The 22,897-nt window shown below is 66.7% G+C and carries 21 protein-coding genes; 14 read left to right on the plus strand and 7 right to left on the minus strand.

What is annotated here, in order from left to right; translation table 11 throughout:
• Positions 1–39 precede the first annotated feature (39 nt).
• Positions 40–279 carry a sulfurtransferase TusA gene (gene tusA, locus A9G05_RS06845; protein ID WP_044403704.1) on the minus strand — a complete coding sequence of 80 codons (240 nt, stop codon included), beginning with the start codon at positions 277–279 and terminating at the stop codon, positions 40–42.
• Positions 280–418: 139 nt separating this feature from the next.
• On the opposite strand from tusA, the gene A9G05_RS06850 reads away from it, so the two are divergent.
• On the plus strand, positions 419–1,951 hold the full coding sequence (locus A9G05_RS06850) for an alpha/beta hydrolase (RefSeq protein ID WP_069560297.1): 1,533 nt from the start codon (positions 419–421) through the stop codon (positions 1,949–1,951).
• 9 nt (positions 1,952–1,960) lie between these two features.
• On the opposite strand, the gene rlmM is transcribed toward A9G05_RS06850, so the two are convergent.
• Positions 1,961–3,013, minus strand: coding sequence for a 23S rRNA (cytidine(2498)-2'-O)-methyltransferase RlmM (rlmM, locus tag A9G05_RS06855; RefSeq protein WP_069560252.1), 1,053 nt, complete (start codon positions 3,011–3,013; stop codon positions 1,961–1,963).
• A 215-nt stretch (positions 3,014–3,228) separates the two neighbouring features.
• Here rlmM and acnA point away from each other — a divergent pair, with 215 nt between their 5' ends.
• Both acnA and A9G05_RS06865 read left to right on the plus strand, forming a co-directional pair.
• Positions 3,229–5,970 (plus strand): aconitate hydratase AcnA, encoded by a 2,742-nt coding sequence (gene acnA / locus A9G05_RS06860; protein WP_069560253.1) that lies wholly within the window; start codon positions 3,229–3,231, stop codon positions 5,968–5,970.
• A gap of 162 nt (positions 5,971–6,132) precedes the next feature.
• Positions 6,133–7,698: a PAS domain-containing methyl-accepting chemotaxis protein gene (locus A9G05_RS06865; protein WP_069560254.1), complete on the plus strand. Its 1,566-nt coding sequence runs from the start codon at positions 6,133–6,135 to the stop codon at positions 7,696–7,698.
• Between the two features lie 585 nt (positions 7,699–8,283).
• Here the strand turns inward: A9G05_RS06865 and A9G05_RS06870 are convergent.
• A complete protein-coding gene (locus tag A9G05_RS06870) occupies positions 8,284–9,543 on the minus strand; it encodes a nitrite reductase (RefSeq protein ID WP_069560255.1) in 1,260 nt (419 codons plus the stop codon).
• Positions 9,544–9,740: 197 nt separating this feature from the next.
• Between A9G05_RS06870 and A9G05_RS06875 the strand changes: the two genes are divergently transcribed.
• The 5 genes from A9G05_RS06875 (at position 9,741) to A9G05_RS06895 (ending at position 14,969) form a co-directional block, all read left to right on the plus strand.
• Positions 9,741–10,655, plus strand: a complete 915-nt coding sequence (locus A9G05_RS06875; RefSeq protein ID WP_069560256.1) for a LysR family transcriptional regulator — start codon at positions 9,741–9,743, stop codon at positions 10,653–10,655.
• A gap of 2 nt (positions 10,656–10,657) precedes the next feature.
• A complete protein-coding gene (locus A9G05_RS06880; RefSeq protein WP_069560257.1) occupies positions 10,658–11,572 on the plus strand; it encodes a LysR family transcriptional regulator in 915 nt (304 codons plus the stop codon).
• Between the two features lie 136 nt (positions 11,573–11,708).
• A complete protein-coding gene (locus A9G05_RS06885) occupies positions 11,709–12,338 on the plus strand; it encodes a glutathione S-transferase family protein (RefSeq protein ID WP_069560258.1) in 630 nt (209 codons plus the stop codon).
• 61 nt (positions 12,339–12,399) lie between these two features.
• Entirely contained in the window at positions 12,400–14,451 is a 2,052-nt protein-coding gene (locus A9G05_RS06890; protein WP_069560259.1) for a pyridoxamine 5'-phosphate oxidase family protein, read from the plus strand.
• A gap of 44 nt (positions 14,452–14,495) precedes the next feature.
• Complete coding sequence (locus A9G05_RS06895; protein ID WP_069560260.1) at positions 14,496–14,969, plus strand: nuclear transport factor 2 family protein; 474 nt, start codon at positions 14,496–14,498, stop codon at positions 14,967–14,969.
• 21 nt (positions 14,970–14,990) lie between these two features.
• On the opposite strand, the gene A9G05_RS06900 is transcribed toward A9G05_RS06895, so the two are convergent.
• Complete coding sequence (locus tag A9G05_RS06900) at positions 14,991–15,911, minus strand: ADP-ribosylglycohydrolase family protein (RefSeq protein WP_069560261.1); 921 nt, start codon at positions 15,909–15,911, stop codon at positions 14,991–14,993.
• 193 nt (positions 15,912–16,104) lie between these two features.
• On the opposite strand from A9G05_RS06900, the gene A9G05_RS06905 reads away from it, so the two are divergent.
• From A9G05_RS06905 to A9G05_RS06920, 4 genes are all read left to right on the plus strand, one after another.
• Entirely contained in the window at positions 16,105–16,560 is a 456-nt protein-coding gene (locus A9G05_RS06905) for a hypothetical protein (protein WP_139131093.1), read from the plus strand.
• A gap of 163 nt (positions 16,561–16,723) precedes the next feature.
• Positions 16,724–17,413, plus strand: a complete 690-nt coding sequence (locus tag A9G05_RS06910) for a GNAT family N-acetyltransferase (RefSeq protein ID WP_069560263.1) — start codon at positions 16,724–16,726, stop codon at positions 17,411–17,413.
• Positions 17,414–17,538: 125 nt separating this feature from the next.
• Positions 17,539–17,862: a hypothetical protein gene (locus tag A9G05_RS06915; RefSeq protein WP_069560264.1), complete on the plus strand. Its 324-nt coding sequence runs from the start codon at positions 17,539–17,541 to the stop codon at positions 17,860–17,862.
• Positions 17,859–18,398, plus strand: a complete 540-nt coding sequence (locus A9G05_RS06920) for a hypothetical protein (RefSeq protein ID WP_069560265.1) — start codon at positions 17,859–17,861, stop codon at positions 18,396–18,398. The genes A9G05_RS06915 and A9G05_RS06920 overlap by 4 nt, the downstream gene beginning before the upstream one ends.
• 7 nt (positions 18,399–18,405) lie before the next feature.
• Here A9G05_RS06920 and A9G05_RS06925 read toward each other — a convergent pair whose 3' ends face one another.
• The 3 genes from A9G05_RS06925 to A9G05_RS06935 all read right to left on the minus strand — a co-directional run bounded on the left by A9G05_RS06925 (position 18,406) and on the right by A9G05_RS06935 (position 20,289).
• Positions 18,406–18,912 carry a hypothetical protein gene (locus A9G05_RS06925; protein WP_069560266.1) on the minus strand — a complete coding sequence of 169 codons (507 nt, stop codon included), beginning with the start codon at positions 18,910–18,912 and terminating at the stop codon, positions 18,406–18,408.
• 121 nt (positions 18,913–19,033) lie between these two features.
• Complete coding sequence (locus tag A9G05_RS06930; protein ID WP_083272513.1) at positions 19,034–19,588, minus strand: barstar family protein; 555 nt, start codon at positions 19,586–19,588, stop codon at positions 19,034–19,036.
• Positions 19,589–19,695: 107 nt separating this feature from the next.
• Positions 19,696–20,289 (minus strand): hypothetical protein, encoded by a 594-nt coding sequence (locus A9G05_RS06935; RefSeq protein ID WP_069560268.1) that lies wholly within the window; start codon positions 20,287–20,289, stop codon positions 19,696–19,698.
• A gap of 546 nt (positions 20,290–20,835) precedes the next feature.
• On the opposite strand from A9G05_RS06935, the gene A9G05_RS06940 reads away from it, so the two are divergent.
• Together A9G05_RS06940 and A9G05_RS06945 are read left to right on the plus strand one after the other, a co-directional pair.
• Positions 20,836–21,594 carry a class I SAM-dependent methyltransferase gene (locus A9G05_RS06940; RefSeq protein WP_069560269.1) on the plus strand — a complete coding sequence of 253 codons (759 nt, stop codon included), beginning with the start codon at positions 20,836–20,838 and terminating at the stop codon, positions 21,592–21,594.
• 604 nt (positions 21,595–22,198) lie between these two features.
• Entirely contained in the window at positions 22,199–22,696 is a 498-nt protein-coding gene (locus A9G05_RS06945; RefSeq protein ID WP_069560270.1) for a phage antirepressor, read from the plus strand.
• Positions 22,697–22,897 lie beyond the last annotated feature (201 nt).

Consider the following 22,897-nt stretch of genomic DNA (forward strand, 5'->3'; position numbering starts at 1 on the left):
GTCGCCCCAACGCAACAGGGCCCTTTCGGGCCCTGTTTGCTAATCGGCTTTCTTGCGAATCCAGTACAGGTAAGTCCCCGCCTCTTCGGCCTGGTCCACCAGCTCATGGCCGAGGAACATGCAGAACTTCGGAATGTCGCGGCGGGTCGAGGGATCGGTGGCGATCACCTTGAGCAGGCCGCCGGCCTGCAGGTCGCGCACCTTGTTGTGCAGCATCATCACCGGCTCGGGGCAGTTGAGGCCGGTGGCGTCGAGAATGGCATCGGGCTGATCGGTCATGGGGCACTCCGTCGAAGGGGCGCCATTGTCGCGCAAAGCGCCGCGTCCGCCCACTCCCGAGCCCGACCTTGGATGGGCCGCCGGACGGAACGCAACGGTGGTAGCCTGCCGCGCCACGCCCATCAAATGCCCAACCACCATGCGCCTGACCTGCCTGCTGCTCGCCCTCCTCCTGCTCGGCGGCTGCGCCGCCCGCGACCACCTGCCCGATTACGCCACCCAGGCCGGCAAGGCCCTGCCCGCCACCTGGTACGACGCGGTGATCATCGCCCGCGACGGCACGCGGCTCTCCGCCACCGTGTTCCAGCCCGCCCTCGCCGCCGGGGAAACCGCCCCGCTGGTGGTGCATACCCACGGCTGGGGAGGCTGGCGGGTCACCGGGCCGGACGGTTTCTACGGCCAGCGCATGATTTCCGGGCGCAGCGCCCTGCGGGCCTGGCGCGCCGGCTACTGGGTGGTCAGCTACGACCAGCGCGGCTGGGGCGGCAGCGAAGGCGACATCGAGATGATGGACCCGCGCTACGAGGTGCAGGATGCCCTCGCCGTGGTGGACTGGGCCAGCGCCCATCTACCGCGCCTGACCGAGGACGGCCCTGGCGACCCGCGCGTGGGCATGCTCGGGGAAAGCTACGGCGGTGCCGTGCAACTGCTGGCCGCCAGCGAAGACCCGCGCATCGACGTGCTGGTGCCCATCGCCACCTGGTACGACCTGGCCGACGCCCTCGCCCCTGGCGGCCGCCTCAAGGTGGGCTGGACCGGCGTACTGGTCAGCCTCGGCCTGGCCACCGGCTATGACCTCGGCAAATTCATCCAGGCGCCCTACCTGCGCAGTGCCGGCGGCGAACTGACCGAGCCGGTGCGCGACGAACTCCACGCCCACAGCCTGGCGGCCTACTGCGAGCGAGGCCGCCGCCCGCGAGCCGATGCCCTGCTGATCCAGGGCCTGCGCGACACCCTCTTCCCCCTCGACCAGGGCCTGGCCATTCGCGACTGCCTGCGCCAGGGCAGCGCCGACGTGCGCCTGCTGGGCATCCAGGGCGGGCACATCCTGCCGCCACCGCTGCAGCGCTGGAGCGGCCTGCCGCCCTTCAACAACGAACCGGTGCTGCACTGCGATGGCCAGGCCCTCAACCTCGAAACCGCCGTGGTGAACTGGTACGAAGACCGCCTGCGCGGCCGTCACGGCGCGGCGGACAGCATCCCGCGCCTGTGCCTGAGCCTGTCCACCGACGAGGGCCTGGCCCTGCACGAAGCACCGCGCCTGGACGGCCCGCTGCCGCTGCCGGAAACCCGCCTGCGCCCTGCCACCAGCGGCTGGCTGCAGCCGGCGGCCTTTGTCGAGCTGAAGCAGATCGAACAGCCGGCAGCCCTGGTCGGGCCGCCCCTGCTGCACCTGCGCCCCCGGGAGGACGATCACGAAGTCTTCGCCGCCCTCGCCGTGCGCCGGGCCAACGGGGATGTGGAGGTGCTGAGCGAGCAGGTCACCCCGCTGGCCGCGCGGGCCGACGTGCGCCTGCCTTCGGTGAGCACCCGGCTGCAACCGGGTGACCGCCTCGGCCTGCGCTTCAGCGGCTTCAGCGGGCAGTACCTGTTCAACGGGTCCTGGTGGCCGGGCCAGGTGAGCCTGGCCGGTGAAGTGGAGCTGCCGGAGCTGCAGCCCCTGCCCCACTGAGCGGCGGCCTCAGCCGAGGCGCCGCAGGTGGCAGGTGACTTCCTCGCGGTCGTGGTAGAGCTGCTTGCAGGCCATCGCCACCTTGATGCGGCGCGCCTTGAAACTCTCTTCCAGGCGTTGCAGCAGGCGCTGCACTTCTGCGTAGCGCTGCTTCATCGGCAGCTTGAGGTTGACCACCGCCTCGCGGCACAGCCCCTCGCCGATCCAGGTCTCCAGCAGCGCGGCGTTGCGCGCCGGCTTCTCGACGATGTCGCAGACCATCCAGTCCACCGGCTGCTTCGGCTTGTAGGTGAAGCCGTCGACCATCAGGTGCTGCACCAGGCCGGTGTCCATCAGGCTCTCGGCCATCGGACCGTTGTCGATGGCGGTGACCAGCATCCCGCGCCGTACCAACTGGTAGGTCCAGCCGCCAGGAGAAGCCCCCAGGTCGACACCGGTCATGTCACCGGACAGGCGCGTTTCCCACTGCTCGCGGGGGATGAAGGTGTGCCAGGCCTCCTCCAGCTTCAGAGTCGAGCGGCTCGGCGCCTCGCGGGGAAACTTCAGGCGCGGGATGCCCATGGGCCAGAGGGCGGAGTTGTCCGGCTCGGCCAGCCCGACGAAGACCTCGCGGCCACTGCGGAACGTCAGCAGCAGGCGCGGCAGGCGCGGGTCATCCTGCAGGCGGCCGGCCTTCTCCAGTGCCTTGCGCAGCGGGCCCTCGAACTTCTTGCAGAAATTCGACAGCTCCTTGCCTTCATTGGTGTCCAGCACCTCCAGCCAGAGGCTGCCGCACACCGGGTACGCGCCCAGCTGCTCCAGCAGCACGCTGATGCGGTCGGTCTCGGGCAGCGCTACGAAGCCGCCACGGGCCCACTGGCGCGGGAAGATCAGGCGCGCGAAACGCTGGCCGCGCATCAGCAGCTCAGCGCCGTCGGCGTCCTGGCAGATGAACTCGGCATAGGCGCTGCTGGCCTTGCCCTTGGCGTAGCCGGGCACATCCAGTCGGGCGGCCAGGTCGGATATCTCGGCGCACACTTCGCCCTCGAAGCCGGGGCGGCAGTGCAGTAACAGGGTGTTCATGGTGGTGTCTCCTTGGCCGCGCACTATAGAGCCGCAGCACCCGATTTCACACAGCCACTGACGGAAAATTCCTACGCACGCAGTGATGCAGCAAGAGGAACCATGCTGGCGGAACGTGGGTCCAGAACATGGCGTGCCCCGCCAAGCAGAGCTAGCTTTGCTGGGTTACGCCCCCTGTATCGGCCCATGCCGTGTGGGCCAAAAGGAGATGTCACATGCCTTCCCTGGATAGCCTGAACAGCCGCCGCACCCTCGAGGTGGACGGCAAGACCTATCACTACTTCAGCCTGCCAGAGGCCGCCAAGCGCCTCGGCAGCATCGACAAGCTTCCCCTGTCCCTGAAAGTGCTGCTGGAAAACCTGCTGCGCTGGGAAGACAACGAAACCGTCGGCCCCGAAGACCTCGAAGCCCTGGTGGCCTGGCAGAAGACCCGCAGCTCCGAGCGCGAGATCCAGTACCGCCCGGCGCGGGTATTGATGCAGGACTTCACCGGCGTACCTGCCGTGGTCGACCTGGCCGCCATGCGTGACGCCGTGGCCAAGGCCGGTGGCGACCCGCAGAAGATCAACCCGCTGTCCCCGGTGGACCTGGTGATCGACCACTCGGTGATGGTGGACCGCTTCGCCAGCCCCGAGGCCTTCGAGCAGAACGTCGAGATCGAGATGGAGCGCAACGGCGAACGCTATGCCTTCCTGCGCTGGGGCCAGAGCGCCTTCGACAACTTCAGCGTGGTTCCGCCGGGCACCGGCATCTGCCACCAGGTGAACCTGGAATACCTCGGCCGCACCGTCTGGACGCGGGAGGAAGACGGCCTGACCTACGCCTTCCCCGACACCCTGGTGGGCACCGACTCCCACACCACCATGATCAACGGCCTCGGCGTGCTCGGCTGGGGCGTGGGCGGCATCGAGGCGGAAGCGGCGATGCTCGGCCAGCCGGTGTCGATGCTGATCCCCGAGGTGATCGGCTTCAAGCTCAGCGGCAAGCTCAAGGAAGGCATCACCGCCACCGACCTGGTGCTCACCGTCACCCAGATGCTGCGCAAGAAGGGCGTGGTGGGGAAATTCGTCGAGTTCTACGGCGACGGCCTCGCCGACCTGCCCCTGGCCGACCGCGCCACCATCGCCAACATGGCCCCGGAATACGGCGCCACCTGCGGTTTCTTCCCGGTGGACGAGGTGACCCTCGGCTACCTGCGCCTCTCCGGTCGCCCGGAATCCACGGTCAAACTGGTGGAGGCCTACTGCAAGGCCCAGGGCCTGTGGCGCAACGCCGGCGACGAACCGCTGTTCACCGACAGCCTGTCCCTGGACATGGGCACGGTGGAAGCCAGCCTGGCCGGGCCCAAGCGCCCGCAGGACCGGGTGCCGCTGACCCAGGTGGCCAGCACCTTCGACGACCTCATCGCCCTGCAACTCAAGCCCAGCGCCAAGGAGGACGGCCGCCTGCTTAGCGAGGGCGGCGGTGGCACCGCCGTGGGCGGCAGCGTACAGAGCGGCGTGATGGACTACGAATACGAGGGCCGCACCCACCGCCTGAGCGACGGCGCCGTGGTGATCGCCGCCATCACCTCCTGCACCAACACCTCCAACCCCAGCGTGATGATGGCCGCCGGCCTGGTGGCGAAGAAGGCCGTGGAAAAGGGCCTGACGCGCAAGCCCTGGGTGAAGAGTTCCCTGGCGCCCGGCTCCAAGGTGGTGACCGAGTACTTCGCCGCCGCCGGGCTGACGAAGTACCTCGATGAGCTGGGCTTCGACCTGGTGGGTTACGGCTGCACCACCTGCATCGGCAACTCCGGCCCACTGCTGGAGCCCATCGAGAAGGCCATCCAGCAGGGCGACCTGACCGTGGCCTCGGTACTCTCCGGCAACCGCAACTTCGAAGGCCGCGTGCACCCGCTGGTGAAGACCAACTGGCTGGCCTCACCGCCCCTGGTGGTCGCCTATGCCCTGGCTGGCAGCGTGCGCCTGGACATCAGCCGCGAACCGCTGGGCGAAGGCAAGGACGGCCAGCCGGTGTACCTGAAGGACATCTGGCCGAGCCAGAAGGAGATCGCCGAAGCCATCACCAAGGTCGACACCGCGATGTTCCGCAAGGAGTACGCCGAGGTCTTCGCCGGCGACGAGAAGTGGCGCGCCATCCAGGTGCCCGAATCGGACACCTATGCCTGGCAGGCCGACTCCACCTACATCCAGCACCCGCCGTTCTTCGCTGACATCGCCGGTGCGCCGCCCAAGGTGGAAGACGTGCAAAAAGCCCGGGTCCTCGCCCTGCTGGGGGACTCGGTGACCACCGACCACATCTCCCCGGCCGGCAACATCAAGGCCGACAGCCCCGCCGGGCGCTACCTGCGGGAAAACGGCGTGGAGCCGCGGGACTTCAACTCCTACGGCTCGCGGCGCGGCAACCACGAAGTGATGATGCGCGGCACCTTCGCCAACATACGCATCCGCAACGAGATGCTCGGCGGCGAGGAAGGTGGCAACACCCTGCATGTGCCCAGCGGCGAGAAGCTGGCCATCTATGACGCCGCCATGCGCTACCAGGCCGAAGGCACGCCGCTGGTGATCATCGCCGGCAAGGAATACGGCACCGGCTCCTCCCGCGACTGGGCGGCCAAGGGCACCAACCTGCTGGGGGTCAAGGCGGTGATCGCCGAGAGCTTCGAGCGCATCCACCGCTCCAACCTGGTGGGCATGGGCGTGCTGCCGCTGCAGTTCAAGGAGGGCACCGACCGCAAGAGCCTGGGCCTGACCGGGCGCGAGCGGATCGCCATCCTCGGGCTCAGCGGCGTAGAGCTGCGCCCGCGCATGGACCTGACCCTGGAGATCACCCGCGAGGACGGCTCCCGCGAGAACGTCGAGGTGCTCTGCCGCATCGACACCCTCAATGAGGTGGAGTACTTCAAGGCCGGCGGCATCCTCCACTACGTGCTGCGCCAGCTGCTCGCGGCCTGACTTGCGAGCGACCCGGAGCCCCGCGAAGGCTCTGGGTCGCTGGTTGGCGGGAAACTTTCCCGACGGCGACACGACACAAACTGTTTACACTGCACGGCAAAAAATGGCTCAACTTTGGTTCACCAGAGCCGATACCCGCCTCAAGCCTTGCGGAAGAACAACATGCGAAACAACCAACCGGTTACCCAACGCGAAAGGACCTACCCCGCCGAGCAGCGCCTCATTTCGACCACGGACGGCAAGGGTGTCATCACCTACTGCAACCAGGCCTTCGTCGAGATCAGCGGCTATTCCCGGGAAGAGCTGATCCACGCTCCACACAACCTCGTCCGTCACCCGGACGTGCCCCCCGCCGTGTTCGCCCACATGTGGGCCACCCTGAAAAAGGGCCGGCCGTGGATGGGCATCGTCAAGAACCGCTGCAAGAACGGCGACCACTACTGGGTCAACGCCTACGTCACGCCCATCTTCGAGGGCAGCCAGGTCACCGGCTACGAGTCGGTGCGGGTCAAGCCCACCGCCGAGCAGGTGCGCCGGGCCGAGGCGCTCTACGCACGGATCAACGCTGGCAAGTCCGCCATCCCCAGCCAGGACCGCTGGCTGCCGGTGCTGCAGGACTGGCTGCCGTTCATCCTCATCAGCCAGATCGGCTTCTTCATCGGCGCCTGGCTGACCTCCCACTGGGGCTTCCTGCTCGCCGCCCTGCTCTCCGTGCCACTCGGGCTGATCGGCCTCGCCTGGCAAGGGCGCGGCATCAAGCGCCTGCTGCAGCTTGCCGAACAGACCACCTCCGACCCGCTGATCGCACGGATGTACACCGACAGCCGGGGCGACCAGGCCCGCCTGGAGATGGCCCTGCTCAGCCAGGAGGCACGCCTCAAGACCTGCCTCACCCGCCTGCAGGACACCGCCGAGCACCTCACCGACCAGGCCCGCCAGGCCGACGCCCTGGCCCACAACAGCTCCGACGGGCTGGAGCGTCAGCGCCAGGAGACCGACCAGGCGGCCACCGCCGTCAACCAGATGGCCGCCACCACCCAGGAAGTCGCCTCCAACGTCCAGCGCACTGCCGACGCCACCCAAGAAGCCAACCGCCTCACCACCCAGGGCCGGCACGTTGCCGCCGAGACCCGCGCCGCCATCGAACGCCTGTCGCAGTCGGTGATCGAGACCAGCGAGACCGTCGCCCGCCTGGCCCAGGACAGCAACGAGATCGGTGGCGTGGTGGACGTGATCAAGGGCATCGCCGACCAGACCAACCTGCTCGCCCTCAACGCCGCCATCGAGGCTGCCCGCGCCGGCGAAATGGGCAGGGGCTTCGCCGTGGTGGCTGACGAGGTGCGCTCCCTGGCGCAACGCACCGCCGAGTCCACCGGGCAGATCCACCAGCTCATCGCCCAGTTGCAGAAGACCGCCGAGGAAACCGTGCGCACCATGGAAAACGGTCGTCGCCAGGCCGACGAAGGCGTCGAGCAGGTGCTGCAGGCCGACCAGGCCCTGGTGGGCATCAGCGAAGCCGTGGCCAACATCACCGCCATGACCGACCAGATCGCCGCCGCCACCGAGGAACAGAGCGCCGTGGCCGAAGAGATCAACGTGCGCATCGGCAGCATCGCCCAGCTCGCCGACCAGACCTCGGGCGAAGCCCAGCGCACCGCCCTGCTGAGCGAAGAGCTGGCCCGCACCGCCCACGGCCAGTACTCACTGGTGGACCGCTTCAACCGCTGACCCCACCCCATCGAAACGGAGCGCCCCAGGGCGCTCTTTTTCGTTGCGCGCCCGCTCGCCGCCCCTCCCCTTGGCCCGTTCAACGGGTGCCAGGCTGCCACGTACCCAGGGCTTCAATCCGGGGACACTCCACACCCTTCCCGGACTGAAGTCCGGGCTACGCAGAGCCACGCCTGGGTGTTTCACGGTGGAGGGGTGAAGCGCCGCTCACCCTACCCACCTGGAAACACCCGTAGCCTGGGCTTCAGCCCAGGGATGCGCCGGGCTGTACCCAGGCACGGGCTCGGCACCGTCCCGGACTGAAGTCCGGGCTACGCAGAGCGACGCCTGGGAGTTCACGGTGGAGGGGTGAAGCGCCGCTCACCCTACCCGCCTGGAAACGCCCGTAGCCCGGGCTTCAGCCCAGGGATGCGCCGGACTGTACCCAGGCACGGGCTCGGCACCCTTCCCGGACTGAAGTCCGGGCTACGCAAAGCCACGCCTGGGAACTCGTGGTGGAGAGGTGAAGCGCCATCCCTCCGCCCGGAAACACCCGTAGCCTGGGCTTCAGCCCAGGGATGCGCCGGGCTGCTGTCGGGCGCGAGGTCAGGGTTGCAGCGGGTTCTGTTCGCTGCACAGGTCCGGGTTGTCGTTCAGCATGCGGCGGATGCGGCCGTTGTCGTAGTACGGCACTTCGGGGCAGTAGCGCTGGCCGGCGGCGGTCTGCACCGGTTTCCAGGTGGTTTCCTCCGTGCGCAGCAGGGTCGGCGGCTGGCCGGGCGGCGCAGGTTTCCAGATTTCGATGTAGGTGCGTTCGAGGAAATTGCCTTCGCCCATGTCGCAGGACGCGGGGTCGAGCCCGCGCAGGCGCAGGCGGCCATCGTCGCCCTGCTCCACCCGGCTGCTGTATTCGATGAAGCCGTCGCCGTAGCTGGGCATGACGTAGCACAGGCGCCGCTTGTCGCCGTCCATCAGCGGCAGCAGGTAGCTGCTGCGGGTGTCCACCTCCTGCACGTCGCCGTCCTGCCAGCGGTAGGTGGAAACGCCGTGTTCGCAGCAACTGGCGCGCCAGTAGGTGTAAACGATGCGGTGGACCGGATCGAACTCCGCCGAGCTGATGCCCTGCAGCATGGGCGGGGCATCGACATAGCGGCCGGTGGCCGGGTCGTAGAGCCAGGTCTGGTGGGGGATGTTGGGGCCGGCCGGGAGGAACTGGGCGATGGTCAGGTCCGGCCAGCCGTCGAAGTTGGCGTCGATCAGCGAGGGCGTGAACATCCCGCAGGTGCCCTGGGACTCGGTGGGCAGGGTCTGCACCAACTGGCCGTCCTTGTACAGGCGGATGGCCGAGACCATCGGCGGCGTGGGGCAACCGTCGCCCTCCTCCTCGGGCGGTGCATCCGCCACCAGGCGCAGCTCGAAGGGGAAGCGCGCCTCCAGCGCGTCCTCGGCAGTGGCCGGGCGCAGGGCCAGGGGCAACGAGCGCTTGCCGTTGGGCGAAATCCAGGTGCCGGTCAGGCCCTTCTCCAGCGAGGTGATGCGCCAGGTCCCCGTCGCCACGTTGGCACGGCTGCTGTCGGTCTCGCCCAGCTCGGCCCCCTCGCCGGCGATACGCCCGCTGAGCCTGAGCACGTCGCGCGTCTGGTTGCTGCAAGGCTGGTAGCAATAGCGGCCGCGCAGGCCATCGGCCACCCGCTGCAGGGACACCTCCACCGTCCTGGTGCCCAGGGTGCCGACCCAACTGCGGTTCCACACCGGGATCTCCACCGCCGGGGCCGAAGCCTCGTCCGCCCGGCCAGGCAGGGGCAGCGCCGCCAGCGCGAAGATCAGCCCGGAAACAACGCCACGGTAAGAAAGGACAATGCGCATGCAACCTCCATGTCAGCGGAATTGGGGCGCGCAGGGTAGCAGACCCGGCGCCCGGCCCCTTAGACCTGGGCAAGCAAAACCGCCGGCACGGTGCCCGTACCGACACACCCGGCAAGAACCCCCATCGCCAGGGACGATCTGTTGCCAGCGACGCAACACAAGCCCCACTCTTGCGCATCGCCCCACAGGAGCCCGTGATGGACCGTTTCCAGGAGATGCAGGTGTTTCTCGCCGTGGCCGAGGAACAGGGCTTCGCCGCCGCCGCGCGCCGCCTGAACATGTCGCCACCCAGCGTGACCCGCGCCGTGGCGGCGCTGGAGGAGCGCATCGGCACCCTGCTGCTGGCCCGCACCACCCGCAGCGTGCACATCACCGAGGCCGGCCAGCGCTACGTGGAGGACTGCCGGCGCATCCTCGCCGAGCTGGAGGAGGCCGAGGAATCCGCCGCCGGCAGCCACGCCACCGCGCGCGGCCAACTGAGCGTTACCGCGCCGGTGCTGTTCGGCGAGCTGTTCGTCACCCCGCTGATGGTGGAGTACCTGGACCAGCACCCGGCGGTACAGATCAAGGCGCTGCTGGTGGACCGGGTGGTCACCATGGTGGACGAAGGCATCGATGTCGCGGTGCGCATCGGCCACCTGCCGGATAGCGGCCTCAACGCCGTGCGCGTCGGCGAAGTGCGCCGGGTGGTCTGTGCCTCGCCGGGCTTCCTCGCCACCCACGGCCGGCCCACTCACCCCATGCAGTTGCAGGAGGCCCAGGTGGTGGCCTCGTCCAGCAGCCAGGCGCCGGGCGAGTGGCAGTTCATCGAGGGGGACCGGCCGCTGAACATCCGCCCGCAGCCGCGCCTGGTGGTCACCGCCAACCAGGCGGCGATCCACGCCGCCTGCCTGGGCTGGGGGCTGACGCGGGTGCTGAGCTACCAGGTGGCCGACAAGGTGCGCCGGGGTGAACTGGAGATCGTCCTGGAGGCCTTCGAGCAACCGCCGCTGCCGATCCACGTGGTGTACCAGGGCGGACGGCGGATCGCCGCCAAGGTGCGCACCTTCGTCGACTTCTGCACAGAACGCCTGGCCCGGGACCCGGCGCTGAACCGCAACCGGCAGCCCTGAACATGGACCGCCACGGGCAGATGCAGGCCTTCCTCGCCGTCAGCCAGACCCTGAGCCTGGCCGCCGCCGCGCGCCAACTGGGGTTGTCGGCGCCCACCGTGACCCGCGCCGTGGAGGCACTGGAGCAGCGCCTGGGCCTGGCCCTGCTGCAGCGCAGCACCCAGGGCGTGACGCTGACCGAAGCCGGGCAGCGCTTCGCCGGCGACTGCGAGCGGCTGCTGCTGCAGGTGCGGGAAGCCGAAGCCTCGGCCGCCGGGCTGCACCTCGAACCGCGCGGCCGGCTCACGGTAAGCATGCCGCTGCTGCTCGGGCAGCAGGTGCTGACCCCGATGCTGCTGGACTACCTGCAGCGCTTCCCCGAAGTGGATGTGGTCGTCCGCTACCTGGAACGGCTGCCCAACCTGCACGAGGAAGGCCTCGACGTGGCCATCGTCGCCGGCAGCCTGCCGGATTCCTCCCTGGTGGCGCTGCCGGTCGGCCAGGTGCGCCGGGTGGTCTGCGCCAGCCCCGCCTACCTGGCCCGGCACGGCGAGCCCCAGGCCCCGGCGGACCTCGCCCGGCACCGGATCATCCATGCCCTGGCCGACTCGCGGCTCCCCGAGTGGCGCTTTCGCGTCGACGGTGAGCTGCGCCCTTACCCGCTGCACCCGCGCCTGACCTGCGCCACGGCCCAGGGCTCGCTCCAGGCGGCCTGCCTGGGCGGCGGCCTGACGCGCTGCCTGGGCTACCAGGCCCATGATCAGTTGGCCAGCGGGCAGTTGCGCACCGTTCTCGGTGCCTTCGCCCCGCCCCCTGTGCCGTTGCATGTGGTGTACCGCGAGGGGCGCCGCGCCGCCGCGCGGGTGCGCAGCTTCGTCGACCTGGCGGTGGCCGGCTTGCGCAACCACGGCGCCCTGAACGGGACGGGCGACGACTAGCCGCTTGGCGTTTATTCCAGATTCCAAAACAAAGGATTGCCATTCCTGGCGATTCCATCCAAACCCTTGCACACCGAAGATGACTCCACAGCACGGCCGACCGGCCCTGTTTCCCCCCTGCGCCACGGAGATCATCATGTCCAAGCCGATCAAGCTCTTTCACCACCCCCTGTCGGGCCACGCCCACCGCATCGAGCTGTTCCTTTCGCTGCTGGGCGTCCCGGCGGAACTGGTCTTCGTCGACCTGGCCAAGGGCGCCCACAAGAGCCCGGAATTCCTCGCCATGAACCCCTTCGGGCAGATCCCGGTGATCGACGACAACGGCGTGGTGCTCAGTGACTCCAACGCCATCCTCGTGTACCTGGCGAAGAAGCATGACCCGGCCGGCCGCTGGCTGCCCGACGACCCGCTGGGCGCGGCCCGGGTGCAGCGCTGGCTCTCGGTGGCGGCCGGGCCGATCGCCTCGGGCCCGGCTACCGCGCGGCTGATCACCGTGTTCGGCGCGCCCTACGAGGCCGAGCCCACCATCGCCCGCTCCCACGCGCTGCTCGCGGTCATCGAGCAGGAACTGGCCCAGCGCCCCTTCCTCGCCGGCGACCAGGCGACCCTGGCCGATGTGGCCGGCTACAGCTACATCGCCCACGCGCCGGAGGGCAACGTGTCCCTGGAACCCTACCCCCAGGTCCGCGCCTGGCTTGCCCGCGTCGAAGCGCTGCCCGGCTTCGTGCCGATGCCGCGCACGGCCGCCGGCCTGCAAAGCGCCTGACGTGCCCCCGGTGCAGCCACGGCGGCGCCGGGCCTTACGCCTCTCCAGCGGGAGCACCACCATGAACCAGCCGACCGAGCCCTCCCCCTGGCACGCCGGGGAACAGCAACTGCAGGCACGCGCCGGGGTGGCTCAGCGCATGGCGGACATGGGCCGGCGGGTGATCCGCGACCACATGCCCGAGCAGCACCGCGCCTTCTACCTTCAGTTGCCCTTCGTGCTGCTGGGCACGGTGGACGCCGAGGGGCGCCCCTGGGCCAGCGTCCTCGAAGGCCCGGTCGGTTTCGCCCACTCGCCGGACCCACGCCTGCTGCGGCTGGACGCCCTGCCCCAGGCCGGCGACCCGGCCGCAGCCGCCCTCACCGACGGCGCGGCGGTGGGCCTGCTGGGCATCGAGCTGCACAGCCGGCGTCGCAACCGCCTCAACGGCCAGGTGGTGATCCGTGACGGGCACGGGCTGGGCGTCGCCGTGGAACAGACCTTCGGCAACTGCCCGCAGTACATCCAACTGCGCCAGTACGAGACCGTCGCGGAGCCCACCCCCGCCGCGGCAGCCGCCGAGCATCTCGATCACCTGGACAACGCGGCACGCCAGGTGATCGCCAGCGCCGACACCTTCTTCGTCGCCAGCTACGTCACCCTCGCCGATGGCCACCGAACCGTGGACGTTTCCCACCGGGGCGGCCAGGCCGGCTTCGTCCGGGTCCGGGGCAACCGCCTGAGCATCCCGGACTTCGCCGGCAACCTGCACTTCAACACCCTCGGCAACCTGCTGCTCAACCCGCAGGCGGGCCTGCTGTTCATCGACTTCGCCAGCGGCGACATCCTGCAACTCAGCGGGCGCACCGAGCTGACGCTGGAGGGAGAGGAAATCCGCGCCTTCCAGGGTGCGGAACGGCTCTGGCACCTGGAGGTGGAGCAGGTCATCCGCCGCCCGGCCGCCCTGGCGTTGCGCTGGGCCTTCCAGGGCTATTCCGCCAATAGCCTGATGACCGGCAACTGGGATGAGGCCGAGGCCCGCCTGCAGGCCGCCGTGCAACGCGACCACTGGCGCCCGCTGCGGGTGACGCGGGTGCAGGACGAGAGCGCCAGCATCCGCTCCTTCTACCTGGAGCCCGCCGACCAGGGCGGCTGGCCGGTCTTCTCCGCCGGTCAGCACCTGCCGCTGCGGCTCACCCTGCCGGGCCAGGCGCAACCGCTGATCCGCACCTACAGCCTGTCCAGCGCGCCGTCGGACGGCTTCCTGCGGATCAGCGTGAAGCGCGACGGCCTCGTCTCCCGGCACCTGCACGCGCACCTGGGCGTCGGCAGCCTGTTGGAGGCCAAGGCCCCGCGCGGCCGCTTCGTGCTTGACCCGGAGGAACGCCGCCCACTGGTGCTGCTGGCGGCCGGCGTCGGCATCACGCCGCTGCTGAGCATGTTGCGCGAGGTGCACTACCAGAACCGTCGCCTGCGTCGGCGCCGTGTGGTCTGGCTGTTCCAGTCCGCGCGCCACGGGAGCGAGCTGGCCTTCGGCCGCGAACTGGCCGCCCTGCAGCAGGAAGCCGGCGACACGCTGCAGTGGCTGCGGGTACTCAGCCAGCCGGAACCAGAGCTGCAGGAGGGGCTGGATTTCGACCAGGCGGGGCGCATCGACACCGCCCTGCTCAAGGCCGTGCTGCCCTTCGACGACTACGACTTCGTCCTCTGCGGCCCCGCCGGCTTCACCCAGGCGCTGTACGACGGCCTGCGGGCACTGAACATCAGCGATGGCCGCCTGCATGCCGAGACCTTCGGCCCCTCCAGCCTGCAACGCCGGCCGGACACGGTCAGCCCAGCCGATGCGCTGCCCCCGGCGGCCACCGAAGCGGTGCCGGTGCTGTTCCGGCAATCCGCCAAGGAGGCCCGCTGGCAGCCCGAGGGCGGCAGCCTGCTGGAGCTGGCGGAGCGCCGCGGGCTGCAGCCGGACTTCAGTTGCCGCAGCGGCTCCTGTGGCACCTGCCGCACGCGCATCCTCAGCGGCCAGGTGACCTACCCGCAGCCACCAGCCAGCCTGCCAGACGCGGGCGAGGTGCTGATCTGCTGCGCAGTGCCCGCCGCCGGTACGCCGCAGCCGCTGGTGCTCGACCTTTGACGACTACCTTTGAAGCCACGTCCCCCACCTCGCAAGGCCCGACAATGACTGCCGAACCCCGTCCCCCGCTTCCCCCCTTCACCCGTGAAACCGCCGTGCAGAAGGTGCGCATGGCCGAAGACGGCTGGAACAGCCGCGACCCGGAGCGGGTCGCCCTGGCGTATACCGTCGACAGCCGCTGGCGCAACCGCAGCGAGTTCCCCCGTGGCCGCGAGCAGATCCGCGACTTCCTCACCCGCAAGTGGCAGCGCGAGCAGCAGTACCGCCTGATCAAGGAACTCTGGGCCTTCGAAGGCCACCGCATCGCCGTGCGCTTCGCCTACGAATGGCACGACGCCGAGGGGCAGTGGTACCGCTCCTACGGCAACGAGAACTGGGCGTTCGACGAACACGGCCTGATGCAGGTCCGCCATGCCAGCATCAACGACCTGCCGATCCGCGAGGACCAGCGGCTGTTCCACTGGCCCCAGGGCCGGCGGCCCGACGACCATCCCGGGTTGAGCGAGCTGGGGTTGTAGACGCCTGCAAGCGGCGCCGGCTTAGCCGGAACGTGCCAGGGCGGATCGGTACAGGGCGGCGGCGATGCCTTCGATTTCGGAGGCGAGGTGCAGCCGCTCGATCCAGCGGGCCGGAATGCCCTGCCGGCCGTAGAAGGCGCCGGCGATCTGGCCGGTGATGGCGGCGGTGGTGTCAGCGTCATCCCCCAGGTTGGCGGCGGCGAGCACCGCTGCCTCGAAGGAGTCGGTGGACCAGAAGCACCACAGCGAGGCTTCGAGGGAAGCGATGCAGTAGCCGGTGCCCTGGACTTCGTCACGTGACCTGTACCTGAAGCTGCCCTCGGCCAGGCGCCGGATGGCGGGCTCGGCATAGGCCTCCGGGGACAGCGCCAGCACCTCGTCCTTGCCCTGACCCGCCAGCGCATTGGCAATGACCTCCGCAAGCAGCAGGCACGATTCGATGGCCTCGGCCGCGCCATGGGTGGTGAGGGAGCTCTGGCGCGCCGCCCACTTCATTGCCTCGCGGTCCGGGTAGTAGAACAGCACAGCCGGAGCCAGGCGCATGAGCGAACCGTTGCCGGCGGTTCGAGGGTCGCTCGAGCCCGCGAACGGCTCTCCCGTCTCCTGGAAGCGCGTCAGTGCATCCCGGACCGTCATGCCGATGTCGAAGCACGCCCCCGTCGAACTCCAGTACCCCCATTGCCACCAGTTCAGGTAGCGGGTCATCTGGTCCCGGGCATCGAACCCATTGCGCTCCAGCAGGCTTTCCGCCAGGCACAGCGCCATGGAGGTGTCGTCCGTCCACTGCCCCGGCGCCAGGTGGAAGGGCCCACCGCCGACCATGTCGGTGATGGGGACGAGGGCGCTGCGCGGGGTGAACTCGAGGGTCGTGCCGACCGCGTCGCCACAGGCCAGGCCAAGCAGGCACCCTGCGTAGCGACCCGAGAGCTGTGCGTTGTGCATGCGGGTGACTCCCTTCCGGTTCCTGGCTAAGCCCCATTGGCAGAGCCTTTCAGGGGCGCGCAGCGTAGCAGAGGCGCTGCCTGGCGCCTGAGACGGTTCTGGCAAAACGGCCCGCAAGGCATGCCAGGCTGCGGCGCGCCGCTGTATGCTCGCCGCCCACAAGGACGTACCCCGCCATGCAGAGGATGCCGACATGACACCCGCTCTCCGCGTTGCCGCCTTCATGCTCATCAGCGCCAGCAGTCTGACCGCTCGGGCCGAAGCGCCCCTGCACGGCTATTACCAGGCCGTCACCCCCGCCACGGGCCATTACCAGACCCTCACCGTGCTGGCCACGGCGCGCGGTCTGTCGTTCTTCTATGTGTCGGAATCGGGCGCCGCCCGCTGCGAAGTACCGGGTATCGCATCGCCCGAGCCAGGCAGCGCCGACGCCTATCTGTTCACCGACGACCCGGACCATCACCTGTACGCGAGCTGGGAAGGCTACGGCACGCCCGATGCATCACCCCGCTGCCAGGTGAGCCTCGTATTCAAAGAGGACAAGGTGGTGGTGAAGCCGCTGGATGCGCAGCGCTGCCAGTCCTTCTGCGGCCTGCGGGGCGCCATCGGCGGGACCTTGGAGCGGGTGCGGCCTTGGAAGATGGAATGAATGGAAGTGCTGGATCGAAGACAACTGTCAGGAGTACTCAACATGACGAGCAGCAAAGAAGCCAACCGGGAACCACTGAGCCATCTGCGAACTCTCAGCGCCAGGACGTAGAATGGCGCCCGCGCCGATCCCCTGATCGGGCACGCCTGGAGCCTGCTTCCCGATGTTCACCCTCGTTACCCTCGACACACCGCCGCCCGAGTCCCTGAAGAGCCAGGTCCTGCAGGTGGTAGTGGACGATTTCAGCGACATCAGCCCCGTACCGCTGACGCCCAGCAACCCGCTCTACCCGCTGTACCAGTACGTGATCGGCTACGAGGTGCACCTCTACCTGCAGGCCATGGACAGCGGGCTGGACGGCGCCGCGCGGCTCGTCCTGGCGCTGGATGACGAAGACTCTTCCCAGGTGCTCGGCTTTGCCCTCTTTCTGCCGAGCGCGGACGACGCCGAGGCCTGCACCCTCCCCTACATCGCCGTGAAGGCCAGCCACCGCCGGCGCGGCATCGGCCGTGCCCTGCTGCAGCAGGTGATCGCCCAGCGGCCTCACCTCGAACTGGCCTGCGTCGCCAGCAAGGCACCGCTCTTCGAAGCTATGGGGTTGCGCGTACTGGCCGCCCAGGGGCCCCACGTCCTGCTCAACACCCGTGACCACCGTTCCGACGGCCTGGTCGCCGTGCAGGACTTCGCCCCCATCTACCAGTCCAAGGAAGTGCGGCAGATCCACGCCTACCTGGTGAAGCAGCACGGCAGCAAGGCCATACGCGAAGCCGAGGCCAAGCGCGACCGGCTGCTGGACCAGTTGGCCTTTCACGCCCAGGCACTGGTGAAGGAGCGTTTTCCCACGGTGCATTGAAGGCCGGTGCACCGCAGGAAAAGCACAGATGACAGCAGCCGGCTGAGTGACGTGACGGCGTCAGGCTGGAGCCTCAACACCCATCAACCTGCCGGACGTGCAGGCGCACAAGGACAATGCACCCGATGAATCTACCGCCCTCCTTGATCATGGGAGCCATCCCGATCGTGCTGGCCATTGCCTCCACACTGATTGCCTGGCGATACGTGCAAAACCGGATGCTGTTTTTTGTAGTCGCCGTTCTGACGCCAGGGGGGATCGATCGACTCATCGGCTTCCTGGGCAGTCTTTACCAGGCCGTTCTGACGGCACTGAACACGCCCGTACTCGACACATTCATGGCCACTCAAGCGCTACTCGAGGCGACGCTCGGCGTCCAGATTCTGGCGACACCATTGATCCTCTGGAGGCTTTGCTCGGCAATGCACAAACGCCAGGAGCGCCCATGAAGAACTGGTCAGGTGGTGTGTTGGCACTACTGATGCTCATGCTCAGCTGGCCATGCTGGGCAGAGCCGTCGCAACGAGAACTCGAGGACATCCAGATATGGGAAGCGGCTCACCTGGCAGCCGAGCAAACCATCCCTGCGCTGCTCGAGCGCTACGGCAACGCCATCGGCTGCGGGTTTGCTTTCAACCCCGGCAACGTCGTCAAGCACCGCATCCAGAAGCAACCCGTCTTCGTTGCAGCCATCAGCCTGGACGTAGGGTGCTCGGGGGGCAGCTCAATGGGCAGAACCCTGCTGGTGACGATGAAGTACGGCGACTACCACAGGATCTCCGTCGACCCGGAACGTTCCAGGCCATCCCTGACGCCCACGGACTTTCCCAAGCGCCTGGAACGGCTCTATGTGGAGAACGGCGAGATCCTGTTCTCGGGCTTCAAGCCCGACTGGACGAAAGATGCGCTGTGCTGCGCAACCCAGCCGGTCAAGGGCAAGGTCTCGTTCAGTGATGGCGGGTGGCAGGTCACTTTTGTGCCTTGATGCCGCCTCACTTGGCCACTGAGCCCGCAATCCTTCCCAGCGCCCCCTCCCGCAGAACCAGCCCCGCCTCCCACTCCGGCTCGCCGGCCTTGACCGTTTCCAGCACCTGCCACCTGAGCGTGTCGCCCTGCAGCGTGGCCTTGCCCTTCACGACCTCGCCCGTTCGACCGCTGGTGACAAACAGAACGGCTTCGGAGCCCGTCACGGTTCCCCGGACTTCGCCGCCATCGTTGAGCTTGCCGCAGTTGACCGTGGCGAGGTAGTGCGTCCCGTGCACCGTGTTGCCCTGCTGGGTCAGATCGAAGCCGGCGCCTCCGCACTCGGCCTGGGCGGCCTGTTGCTCGGGCGTGCGCAGGTCCAGGTACCAGCTTCCGGTGAAGGTGGGTTCGGCGAAGCAAGGAATTGCAATGGTTGGGAGTAAAAGCAGCACCGCAGCGGAGAGCACCAATCGAAGGGGGTTCCGCAAACGAGGCAGGCAGTTAATAGCGCTATAGGGCGCATTGATGCTTTGCATAACAATCCTTGTATTTGCGTGAAATGGCGTGATTAGACACCAACCTTGAGTAACTCCCTGACTCGCGGTCATAAGAAATTAAATCCCTACACCGAGTGCCTCTCTGCAAGCCGGAAAACTTCTATAAGGAGACAAGGAATACTCTGCTACCAACCGGTACATCCGCAGCCGGAAATCCTGCCCGTAGAACAAGATCCCCCTGCAAGATCGACGCAACTTCTGCAGTTGGTGTCATGCCATTGAGAGTGGCCTCAAGCCAGTCACCTGAAGGTGTCTTGATCATCATTGGGGAGCCGAGCTTCACAACACGCGAAAACAGTTGGTATACGCGTGACGCAATAGCAAACTCGATGCGCTCAATCGGGGATACAGCGTCAATGGTAGAGACTTGCCACAAAACCTTCACCGGAGCGAGCGAGGGGTATTGGGCCTGCATCCCCATGAGGAATTGGCTCAAATGCTCTGCGTCCTCCGGAAAATGTGTGACCAGGCCCTGCCAGCCCGAAAAAACCAGCTGCACTGGCATGTCCACTAACCCTGTAATCGCGTCCCAAAACGCCTCCCAATTGGCGCTATACCAAACGGGAAATCCAAGGGCACGACTCAACACGGCATGCAGATCGCGGGAGCTGGTTACACCGTCAAGCTCAACCTCTAATCGCTTCAACCGCGCCATTCTGTTCCCTAGCTGCATAGTTAGAACCTGTAGCAGGCGGCCGATCTGCCTACAGGTGGCCAATCAGACCCCGTCTTTACCAACGGCCGACGGAGATTCAGAACGCCCTATCGACTTTCTGCCGGGCAAGGACTGAAGAGCTCTCTAACCTCGGTTCCCACAACTATGGGAACGGGCCCGGTGGCGGCGGAAACGCTATACACGTCGTACTGCTTCTTGCCTGTTGCTTTCGTAACAGTCGCGGCAGTGCTGGAGAGATAGGGCTGGCCATTTTTCAGCAGCATGCTTATTACCTTCGCCCGGTACTCGGGATTGTTTACCGGAGGGGATCTATAAACCTCTGTATACGGAATTATCGAGACAGCCAGCTGGTCTTTGAATACATAAAAATTCTGACCATCTACATCGCTGATACATTTCACATCCTCCGTCTTGAGAATGTCCTTTTTCACATAGACACCATCTTCATAATCAACCAAGAGCAGGCTATCGGGAGTAAGCACACTGATACCTGGAGTGTACTTACACCTGGCGCCCCCTCCGATACGGAGCCAGCAATAACTCGTCACGGCTGTATCGGTGATCTCGGCCACTTTGAGGTCTCGCTTGATCTGCTGCCTGGCCTCGGGCGTCTTGTGTTCGAGGTAACCGCAAGCGGTCAGAAGAAATGCAGTTGAAACAATGGTGAAATAGCGGAACATGGTCAGTCCTTTGGTTGGTTCGTATACAACTTAAAACTCTTTAACTTGCTCTGACTCAGTGACTCTGAGAGTTTGCTGCGGCCGCGATTATCCTTTCCAAGGCAGACTTCGGCCATCTGTTTCGACGCTGCGAATGAGGAAAACACCGCTGCGCCAACCCTCCTATTTCAGGCAAATAGCCACTGTCTGCCTCGCGAGTAACTGCGCAAGATGCTGCAACGCACGAGCCAGAGCGATCCACGCATTGGAGTCTCCGACGAGACTGTCGAGACCGAGTCGACAGTTCCCCACCTACCGTCAACGCGGGATTGTTCAGCAGGCCAAAGCGGCGGCAACGTCGGTATCGGCGTTAGTCCTGGCAGTGCTCCAGCGTCCTCCACCCCACACTGGAACGCTGCGATCAACCCAAGCCATTCGCACGCGCCCCACGCCCGGCCGAATGGGCAGGGGCTGCACGCTGTAACAGCGACATGAGGACGCTCGACTTCACAGGCAGGCACGGCCCCCGAGTTGCGGTAGCATCCCGCGCTTGCCATGGAGAGTGATATGCAAAACCGATACGGACGACTCGCCTCGTGGATTTATCACCTGGATAAACCCATCGGCCATTCATTTGGAGACCTGGAATACTACCAGCAGCGCCTGGCGGATGTTGATGGCCCGGTACTGGAACCCGCAGTGGGCAATGGGCGGATCTTCATACCGCTGCTGGAGAGGGGCCTGGCCATCGAGGGTTTCGATGCCTCCCACGAGATGCTCGAATACTGCCGGCAGGAATGCCGGGCGCGAGGGCTGCCCGCGCCCCTCACACAGCAGACGTTCGAGCAGTTCCGCTATGACCAGCGATTCGCAGCCATCATCATGCCCGCCGGGTCATTCCAGCTGATTACCGAAACCACCTCCGCAATGGCCGTGCTCAAGCGGTTCTGGAATCACCTGCAGCCCGGCGGGCGGTTGATCATGGACATCGACCCCATCGAGAGCATCATCGGGGAGGCACAGGCGGCACGGAGCTGGACAGTGGATGGCAGCAACCTGCTCACGCTGACCAGCCACCGGGCCGAAGTGGACTACCGCAAGCAAACCACGCTGTCCCATCTGCACTATCAGCATTGGCAAGACGGCACCTTACAGTCCACCGAGCTGGATCTTTTCCACTTGCGTTGGTGGGGCGTCGACGAACTGGCATTCGCACTGCGTGAAGCGGGCTTTGTAGAGGTGGTGGCGTCAGGCGGCTACCAGCATGGCCGCTGCCCCTGCCAGAGCGATCCCATCATCAGCCTCGAAGCACGCCGCCCAGATTGACAAGGCCTTGAACAAGGGCGTGGCAAAGGTGGCGCGGGGCGGATCGAAAGCGGCCACGTCCACGCCAACCGTGAAGGGCCGTAAGCCCCGGCACGTTCATCCCGAATCGAAGGGTGAACGTGCCGATCAGCCCAACCTGCAACCACACCGCTGAGAGCAGCCGAGGCAGTTGTTCAAGCAACCGCCTCACTCGGTCAGCGGCTGACCATGGGCTCGGCCTGACGTAATGCTTTCCGCCCCAAGACCCGCCACTTTCTCCCAGACAAGACGGCAGCCTGCCGCCATGTCGGCCCCCTCCTCCCCTTGCCCTCGGGCTCGGCCGTCCCTATCCTGCGCCGGCCACGGTCAATCCCGTGGACGGGTTTAGCGACCCGAAAGACATTGGCGCGATTGCGCCAGTTGGTGCATGCGAGAAACGGCGGATGTTTCTTGCAGGCATTGGCACGCATGCAGTTTTTACTGCACCGCTCTATGGCAGATCGCGTGGGGAGACCCTCGGGTCTGCCGGATTCCAATGTCTCCGGTTCGCTAACCCTGCGCGGTCTGCCACCCTTTCGTTTAGCGACGTAGGTGGCAGCTCCTTAACCGACATTGGAGCAACACCATGCATGACGCATTCACCCCCATCACCTTCCAACGCCACTGCCACCAACTGCGCGCCGTCATGATCGACAACCGCCCCTGGTTCGTCGCCCTCGACTTCGCCCTGATGATCGCCGCCACCCGGCCCTACCGCCTGACCAAACGCCTCTATCCCCACCAATTCCGCTTCGCCTTTCTCCGCTACAGCACAGGGCGCTGCGAAGAGGTGGAACTGGTCAGTGACGCCGGCCTCTATCGCGCCCTCTACCGCTTCGGCCACCCCGAACACTGCGCCCTCAGCCAGTGGCTCAGCGACGAAGTGATCCCCACCCTCCACGACTACCACCGCGACCCGCAGGCCAGCCCGAGGCGCATCCTCATGACCTGGGCCAACCAGCGCATCGCCGCCCTGCACTGGCAAAGCGAAACCTGGATCGCCCGGCAGGATCTGCCGCGCTTTATGGCCGCGCACGATGATCCGCGGCTGGGGGATGGGCCGAGTTGGAGGCGGTTTTTCTAGACTGCTGCTGGAGAAAGAAACGCCGCATGGGAGTGCGGCGTTTTTGAAGGGGATGAAAGCTATCGGTAGGTAGCTAACAAAACAACCAAAAAACTCAGCGTCGAGTCTCAGTCGACTTTGTCCTTACGTCTAATCGCTAAAGGCATATAGGCAATAGTGGCCGTGCTAACATTTTGTCGCCCCATTCAATAATCCATTTCT

Origin of the sequence: Pseudomonas sp. ENNP23 (assembly GCF_001728945.1) — a bacterium.
GTDB classification, from domain to species: Bacteria; Pseudomonadota; Gammaproteobacteria; order Pseudomonadales; family Pseudomonadaceae; genus Metapseudomonas; species Metapseudomonas otitidis.

Excerpts from the sequence above, each read along its gene's own strand:
- tusA (WP_044403704.1), bottom strand. The coding sequence starts at position 279 with ATGACCGATCAGCCCGATGCCATTCTCGACGCCACCGGCCTCAACTGC.
- A9G05_RS06850 (WP_069560297.1), top strand. The coding sequence starts at position 419 with ATGCGCCTGACCTGCCTGCTGCTCGCCCTCCTCCTGCTCGGCGGCTGC.
- rlmM (WP_069560252.1), bottom strand. The coding sequence starts at position 3,013 with ATGAACACCCTGTTACTGCACTGCCGCCCCGGCTTCGAGGGCGAAGTG.
- acnA (WP_069560253.1), top strand. The coding sequence starts at position 3,229 with ATGCCTTCCCTGGATAGCCTGAACAGCCGCCGCACCCTCGAGGTGGAC.
- A9G05_RS06865 (WP_069560254.1), top strand. The coding sequence starts at position 6,133 with ATGCGAAACAACCAACCGGTTACCCAACGCGAAAGGACCTACCCCGCC.
- A9G05_RS06870 (WP_069560255.1), bottom strand. The coding sequence starts at position 9,543 with ATGCGCATTGTCCTTTCTTACCGTGGCGTTGTTTCCGGGCTGATCTTC.
- A9G05_RS06875 (WP_069560256.1), top strand. The coding sequence starts at position 9,741 with ATGGACCGTTTCCAGGAGATGCAGGTGTTTCTCGCCGTGGCCGAGGAA.
- A9G05_RS06880 (WP_069560257.1), top strand. The coding sequence starts at position 10,658 with ATGGACCGCCACGGGCAGATGCAGGCCTTCCTCGCCGTCAGCCAGACC.
- A9G05_RS06885 (WP_069560258.1), top strand. The coding sequence starts at position 11,709 with ATGTCCAAGCCGATCAAGCTCTTTCACCACCCCCTGTCGGGCCACGCC.
- A9G05_RS06890 (WP_069560259.1), top strand. The coding sequence starts at position 12,400 with ATGAACCAGCCGACCGAGCCCTCCCCCTGGCACGCCGGGGAACAGCAA.
- A9G05_RS06895 (WP_069560260.1), top strand. The coding sequence starts at position 14,496 with ATGACTGCCGAACCCCGTCCCCCGCTTCCCCCCTTCACCCGTGAAACC.
- A9G05_RS06900 (WP_069560261.1), bottom strand. The coding sequence starts at position 15,911 with ATGCACAACGCACAGCTCTCGGGTCGCTACGCAGGGTGCCTGCTTGGC.
- A9G05_RS06905 (WP_139131093.1), top strand. The coding sequence starts at position 16,105 with ATGACACCCGCTCTCCGCGTTGCCGCCTTCATGCTCATCAGCGCCAGC.
- A9G05_RS06910 (WP_069560263.1), top strand. The coding sequence starts at position 16,724 with ATGTTCACCCTCGTTACCCTCGACACACCGCCGCCCGAGTCCCTGAAG.
- A9G05_RS06915 (WP_069560264.1), top strand. The coding sequence starts at position 17,539 with ATGAATCTACCGCCCTCCTTGATCATGGGAGCCATCCCGATCGTGCTG.
- A9G05_RS06920 (WP_069560265.1), top strand. The coding sequence starts at position 17,859 with ATGAAGAACTGGTCAGGTGGTGTGTTGGCACTACTGATGCTCATGCTC.
- A9G05_RS06925 (WP_069560266.1), bottom strand. The coding sequence starts at position 18,912 with ATGCAAAGCATCAATGCGCCCTATAGCGCTATTAACTGCCTGCCTCGT.
- A9G05_RS06930 (WP_083272513.1), bottom strand. The coding sequence starts at position 19,588 with ATGGCGCGGTTGAAGCGATTAGAGGTTGAGCTTGACGGTGTAACCAGC.
- A9G05_RS06935 (WP_069560268.1), bottom strand. The coding sequence starts at position 20,289 with ATGTTCCGCTATTTCACCATTGTTTCAACTGCATTTCTTCTGACCGCT.
- A9G05_RS06940 (WP_069560269.1), top strand. The coding sequence starts at position 20,836 with ATGCAAAACCGATACGGACGACTCGCCTCGTGGATTTATCACCTGGAT.
- A9G05_RS06945 (WP_069560270.1), top strand. The coding sequence starts at position 22,199 with ATGCATGACGCATTCACCCCCATCACCTTCCAACGCCACTGCCACCAA.